The sequence below is a fragment of the Arthrobacter sp. Cr_A7 genome (genome assembly GCF_029222765.1).
Lineage (GTDB): Bacteria > Actinomycetota > Actinomycetes > Actinomycetales > Micrococcaceae > Arthrobacter.
Genome location: NZ_JARHXQ010000365.1, coordinates 1 through 5,433, shown reverse-complemented (window position 1 = coordinate 5,433; position 5,433 = coordinate 1). Strand labels below are relative to the sequence as shown.

The following is a 5,433-nucleotide window of genomic DNA, read 5'->3' as shown; positions in this document are numbered from 1 at the left end:
CTTGGATTGGGCCGGGAGTGACCCCGCGTTGCTCTAGTCGCGTTGGTTAGGTCAGCGCCGCACGGACTTCCGGCGGCCGGCGACTGCTTCTGCGGTGCCCACCAGGAGCACCGAGGCGATGACGGCCACGATGAAGCCCAGGAAGTTCAGCTCGAAGATGTCCCCGGTTCCCAGCAGTGACGCCACCACTCCGCCGATCACCGAGCCCACAAGGCCCAGCAGGAGGGTGGCGAGCAAGCTAAGGTTCTGCTTGCCGGGTTTGATAAGGCGGGCCAGGGCGCCGATGATCAGGCCGGCAACGATGAATCCAATCACGGTGTGCTCCTTACTTGTGGTTTCTGCCGCAACAGCAGCATTCCTAGCACTGACCGTACCCCGGCCGCCCCGGGTTTATGCCGGTGAGAACCGGGTAAGCGGCTGGGCCGGTTCCTCCACGTGCCGGATTTCCAGGGCTTCGGGGTCCAGCAGCTTCCGCGTGCCGGTCCTCGCGTCCAGTATCCAGAACAGTTCAAGGGCGGGTACGACGTCGGTCACCCGGCCCCGGTGGAACAGCTTGCCCCTGTGCCACGCTTCGATGTGGTCTCCGATGCGGAGCTGACCGGTACTGACTCGTTGTGCCTCCATGGCTGCCTCCTGCTGTTGTATCCCCGTATGCACAGCTTGCCGTGGCGAGGTTGCCGGAGTGTTTCAGGAGGGTGTTTTTTCTGTGTCAGCTGTGACCACTGCGGCGGAGGTTCAGCATGTGCATCAGGAGTGCCCGTTGCGGTTGTCCGGGATTGTGCTCCACATGCCAGGTCAATGAGCTCCGGACGTCCGCTTCGCAGGGCTCGGTTCCACTGAGAATCTCGTCAATAATCTCCATGGCCTGCAGCTGCAGGCCCAGATGTGCCACTTCAGCGCAGATGTTGCGGGTGGGCTGCCGGTCTCGGTGCATGGTTGCCGCCTTCGTGCCATCGCAGGCTCCCTCGTGGGGAGCGAAACTGAAGGCCCCAGCCCGCCCGGTGAATATGCTAAGTGTACTTATGAACGTGGGGCGGGCCAAGCATTTTGGCCGGGTCGAACGTTCGTATTCCTGGTTTCTAGGCGTGGGTTGGTTCTTCGACCAATGCCGTGGCGATGCTGTCCGCATCGTCCAGGGCTGCGAGGTAGCGTTCGGCGTCCAGGGCCGCGGCGCACCCGGTTCCGGCAGCGGTGATGGCCTGGCGGTAGCGGTGGTCCACTGCGTCGCCACAGGCGAAGACCCCGGAGATGTTGGTGACCGTGGTGGGGGCATCCACCTTGATGTAGCCCTCAGCGTCCAGGTCCACCTGCCCGGCTACCAGTTCGGTGCGGGGGACGTGGCCGATCGCCACGAAGATCCCGGTGGCCCCGTGCTGGCGGGTTTCCCCGGAGCGGGTGTCAGTGAGGGTCACGCCCGTCACCTTCCCGTCGCCGTGGATGGCCGTGACGGCGGAGTTCCAGGCGAAGCTGATCTTCGGGTTGTCCTTGGCCCGCTGCGCCATGATGCGGGAGGCACGGAGCTCCTCGCGGCGGACGACGACGGTCACGGACTTCGCGAACCGGGTCAGGAACGTCGCTTCCTCCATCGCCGAATCACCGCCGCCGACCACGATGATGTCCTGTTCCCGGAAGAAGAACCCGTCACACGTGGCGCACCAGGACACCCCGTGGCCGCTGAGCTTCTTCTCCTCCGGCAAACCCAGTTCCTTATAGGCCGATCCGGTAGCCAGGATCACTGCAGGCGCCTGGTGGGTTTCCCCGGCCCCGGTGACCACGGTCTTCAGGTGACCCTTCAGATTCACGGACGTGACGTCGTCGAACACTACCTTCGCGCCGAACTTCTCGGCCTGTTCCTGCAGTCCGTCCATCAGCTCCGGACCCTGGATCCCGCCCGGGAACCCCGGAAAGTTCTCCACCTCGGTGGTGTTCATCAGCGCGCCGCCCGCGGTCACCGAACCCGCCAGCACCAAAGGTTCCAAACCCGCCCGGGCCGCGTAAATGGCCGCGGTGTACCCCGCAGGACCGGACCCGATAATGATCAGCTGTTCGTTCGTCATGGAGGTCTCCTTTGGAGTTGCTGGGCGGACGGATTCTACGCCCTTGCCAGCATGATCCTCCAGCCCCACCCGCGGATGCAGGGTCAAACATTGATGAGCGTCAATGCAGCGGCATAATGGGAGGTATGAACGCTTCGCAGACACTTGATCCGTTGCTGGACCCTGCCTGCTGCCCGCCGGCCGGTCCGGCACTGGGGGCAGAGGAGGCGAAGGAAGCCGCGCTGGTCTTCAAGGCGCTCTCCGACCCGAACCGCCTGCGCCTGCTCTCGCTCGTGAAGGCGGGGGAGTCCGGTGAACGCTGCGTCTGCGACCTGACCGAACCCCTCGACCTCGGTCAGCCCACGGTCTCGCATCACCTGAAGATCCTGGTGGACGCCGGCCTGCTGCACCGCGAGAAGCGGGGCACCTGGGCCTACTACTCCATCGTCCCGGGCGCCCTGGAACGTGCGGCCGGGCTCGTGGCAGCCCTGTGACGGCTGCCGCCGGCAGCCCCGCAACGGCCACCGCCCGGGGCTCGGCGTGGGAAGTCTTCCGGGTTTTCCTGAAGCTGGGATTCACGTCCTTCGGCGGGCCCATCGCCCACCTGGGCTACTTCCGCGACGAGCTGGTGGAACGCCGCAAATGGGTGGACGACAAGGAATACGCGGACCTTGTGGCGTTGTGCCAGTTCCTCCCCGGCCCCGCTTCCAGCCAGGTGGGATTCGGGATGGGCCTGCACCGCGCCGGTCCCCTTGGGGCCCTCGCTGCGTTCGTCGCCTTCACCCTGCCCTCGGCGGCCCTGCTGGTGGCATTCGCCGCCGGCGCCTCGCTGTTCCAGGGAGCCATTGGTTCGGGCATCCTCACGGGCCTGAAAATCGTCGCTGTCGCCATCGTGGCCCAGGCCGTGTGGGGGATGGCGAAAGCCCTGACCCCGGACCGGGAGCGGGCCACGATTGCCGTGGTGGCGGCCCTGGCAGCCATCCTGCTGGCCGGCTCGCTCGGGCAAATTGCCGCCATCCTCATCGGCGCCCTGGCCGGGCTGGTTGTCTGCCGGGCAGGGACGGGCGATGTCACGGGGATGATGCGGTTCCCTGTCAGCCGGACGGCCGGAACCGTCTGCCTGGTCCTGTTCCTTGCCCTGCTGCTGGGGCTGCCCCTGCTGGCGCCGGCCGTGGGTTCGGCGGGCCTCACCCTGTTTGAGGCGTTTTATCGGGCAGGGGCACTGGTCTTCGGCGGCGGGCACGTTGTCCTGCCGCTCCTGCAGTCGGGCGTGGTGGACCCCGGCTGGGTCACCTCTGAGCAGTTCCTGGCCGGCTACGGTGCGGCGCAGGCAGTGCCGGGGCCGCTGTTTACGTTCGCCGCCTACCTGGGCACGCTCTCCGCCTTCGGCCCGGGAGGCGTCGCCGGTGCCGCCATCGCACTGGCCGGGATCTTCCTGCCCGGTTTCCTCCTCCTGACAGGCGTGCTGCCGTTCTGGAACAGGTTCCGGTCCAGGCCGCAGGCCCAGGCGCTGATGCGCGGTGCCAACGCTGCTGTGGTGGGAATCCTCGCCGCGGCCCTCTACAACCCGGTGTTCACCACGGCAATCACGGGACCGGGCCCGTTCTGCCTGGGCCTTGTGTGCTTCGTGCTGCTGATCGCCTGGAAGACGCCGCCCTGGGCCGTGGTCCTGGTCGGCGCGGCGGGAGGCATCCTGCTCGGCCTGGTCGGCTAGGTGTACTCAGCCAGTAGGTTGGTTGCACCTGCTGATGGGCGGTTTGCCTCCGAGGCTGCCGTGGGGCCGGTGGTTGTTGTAGAAGTCTAGCCATGGCTTCAGGGCCTCGCTTCGCGTCTGATTCGATGTGAATGGTTGGCGGTATGCCCAGCCTTCCTGCAGGGTGCGGTTGAAGCGTTCTGCTTTGCCGTTCTGCCAGGGGTGGCGGGGTTTGATCAGGATGTGTTTGGCGCCCAGTGCGGCCAGTGCGTCCTGGAAATCCCGGGACAGCCGGTAGGCGAAGGCGTTGTCTGTCATGACGCGTTTGACCGGTGCACCTTGAGCTGCCATCGCGGCTGCCGCTCTGGTGAGGAACCCTGCACAGGTTGGCCCTTTCTCGTCCGGTAGAACCTCTGCGTAGGCGAAGCGGGTGTAGTCTCGACGGCGACGTGGACGTAGTCAAAGCCCAGGTTTCTGCCCGAGGAGCGGTGGTTGGCCGGGCTCTGGGCCGGGTCGGCACGCCAGCCTCCGCCATCGGGGATCCTGCCGAGTTTTTTGACATCGACGTGGATCAGGTCCCCTGGGGCGTCGCGTTCGTAGCGGCGGCCGGTGGCGCGGGAGGCCCGGATTCGTGCACCGGTTACGGGGTCCAGGTCCCACAGTCTGGGCATGCCGGCGCGGGCCAGAATCCGGGAGACGGTCCGGGGACTGGTGCCGCAGCGCAAGGCCAGATCTGTCGGGCCTTCGCGGTGCTCCACGCGTTGGGTCAGGACATCGGCCACCACCTTTTCAGAGGTGGCGTGCGGGCATGACTTCGGTCTGGAGCTGCGGTCCTGAAGGCCGTCCCAGCCGTGGGCCCTGTATCGGCTGATCCAGCGATGGGCGCAGGTCCGCGAGACGCCCATTTCCTTGGCAACATGAGCAACCGGACGGCCGGCCATCACGCGTTCGACGAGGATCCGTCTACCGGTCGGGGTCAGGCGGGCATTACGGTGGAACATGAAGACCTCTTAGTCGTTGGCTGTGTGTGGTAACCACCAACCTAAGAGGTCTTCACCTATTCACGATGTAACCAACGTCCTGACTCAGTACAGCTAGGTTCTCCTGGGGGCTCACGGCGGTTAGCGCGTCCGACGGCGGGTAGGGACTTGGTGGAAGGACTCACCAGGCGAGGGGGAACAGAACGTGGCACAGGAAGCCCACAGCTCATCGGCCAGGCCCACCGGGCGGGCCATGCCACCTGCCGTGGCGCCCGCGTTCCTGTTCGGGATGGGCGTGGGCGGCTTCGTCGACGGCATCGTGCTGCACCAGCTGCTGCAGTGGCACCACATGCTCAGCCACACCGAAAGCGGCAACACCAAAACCGTGGCCGGGCTGGAGCTGAACACCATGGCCGACGGACTCTTCCACAGCGCCATGTGGGTGCTGGTGGTGGCCGCCGCCGTCCTCACGGTCCGGGCCCGGCGGCAGGGGCGGCTGTCCGCGAGCTGGCGGTTCCACACCGGGCTGGTGCTGGCCGGCTGGGGTGTGTTCAACGTCGTCGAGGGCCTTGTTAACCACCAGCTGCTGCAGATCCACCACGTGCGGGACGACCTGGGTGGGCCGTTGGCCTGGGATCTGGGGTTCCTGGGCCTGAGCGTTCTGCTGATTGCAGCGGGCTGGCTCCTGTTCCGGCAGGGCAAACGGGAAAACCCGTCCAACTAA

7 protein-coding genes and 1 pseudogene are annotated in these 5,433 nt (G+C 66.2%); 3 read left to right on the top strand and 5 right to left on the bottom strand.

Annotation, left to right across the window (positions count from 1 at the left end):
- Positions 1 to 51: 51 nt before the first annotated feature.
- The 4 genes from P2Q66_RS21410 to trxB all read right to left on the bottom strand — a co-directional run bounded on the left by P2Q66_RS21410 (position 52) and on the right by trxB (position 2,057).
- Entirely contained in the window at positions 52 to 315 is a 264-nt protein-coding gene (locus tag P2Q66_RS21410) for a GlsB/YeaQ/YmgE family stress response membrane protein (RefSeq protein ID WP_079597438.1), read from the bottom strand.
- Positions 316 to 390: 75 nt separating this feature from the next.
- Complete coding sequence (locus P2Q66_RS21405) at positions 391 to 624, bottom strand: hypothetical protein (RefSeq protein WP_115525400.1); 234 nt, start codon at positions 622 to 624, stop codon at positions 391 to 393.
- An 85-nt stretch (positions 625 to 709) separates the two neighbouring features.
- Entirely contained in the window at positions 710 to 934 is a 225-nt protein-coding gene (locus tag P2Q66_RS21400) for a hypothetical protein (RefSeq protein WP_115525440.1), read from the bottom strand.
- 145 nt (positions 935 to 1,079) lie between these two features.
- Positions 1,080 to 2,057 (bottom strand): thioredoxin-disulfide reductase, encoded by a 978-nt coding sequence (gene trxB / locus P2Q66_RS21395; RefSeq protein WP_115525399.1) that lies wholly within the window; start codon positions 2,055 to 2,057, stop codon positions 1,080 to 1,082.
- Positions 2,058 to 2,182: 125 nt separating this feature from the next.
- On the opposite strand from trxB, the gene P2Q66_RS21390 reads away from it, so the two are divergent.
- Positions 2,183 to 2,530: a metalloregulator ArsR/SmtB family transcription factor gene (locus tag P2Q66_RS21390; protein WP_275731372.1), complete on the top strand. Its 348-nt coding sequence runs from the start codon at positions 2,183 to 2,185 to the stop codon at positions 2,528 to 2,530.
- A complete protein-coding gene (gene chrA / locus P2Q66_RS21385) occupies positions 2,527 to 3,750 on the top strand; it encodes a chromate efflux transporter (protein WP_275731371.1) in 1,224 nt (407 codons plus the stop codon). Before P2Q66_RS21390 ends, chrA begins: the two co-directional genes overlap by 4 nt.
- A gap of 6 nt (positions 3,751 to 3,756) precedes the next feature.
- On the opposite strand, the pseudogene P2Q66_RS21380 reads toward chrA, so the two are convergent.
- Positions 3,757 to 4,730: pseudogene (locus tag P2Q66_RS21380) on the bottom strand (IS481 family transposase).
- A gap of 184 nt (positions 4,731 to 4,914) precedes the next feature.
- Here P2Q66_RS21380 and P2Q66_RS21375 point away from each other — a divergent pair.
- Entirely contained in the window at positions 4,915 to 5,433 is a 519-nt protein-coding gene (locus P2Q66_RS21375; protein WP_275731370.1) for a DUF2243 domain-containing protein, read from the top strand.

Bases quoted from the DNA above. Each gene is read 5' to 3' on its own strand.
- P2Q66_RS21405 (WP_115525400.1), bottom strand. From the start codon at position 624: ATGGAGGCACAACGAGTCAGTACCGGTCAGCTCCGCATCGGAGACCAC.
- P2Q66_RS21400 (WP_115525440.1), bottom strand. From the start codon at position 934: ATGCACCGAGACCGGCAGCCCACCCGCAACATCTGCGCTGAAGTGGCA.
- trxB (WP_115525399.1), bottom strand. From the start codon at position 2,057: ATGACGAACGAACAGCTGATCATTATCGGGTCCGGTCCTGCGGGGTAC.
- P2Q66_RS21390 (WP_275731372.1), top strand. From the start codon at position 2,183: ATGAACGCTTCGCAGACACTTGATCCGTTGCTGGACCCTGCCTGCTGC.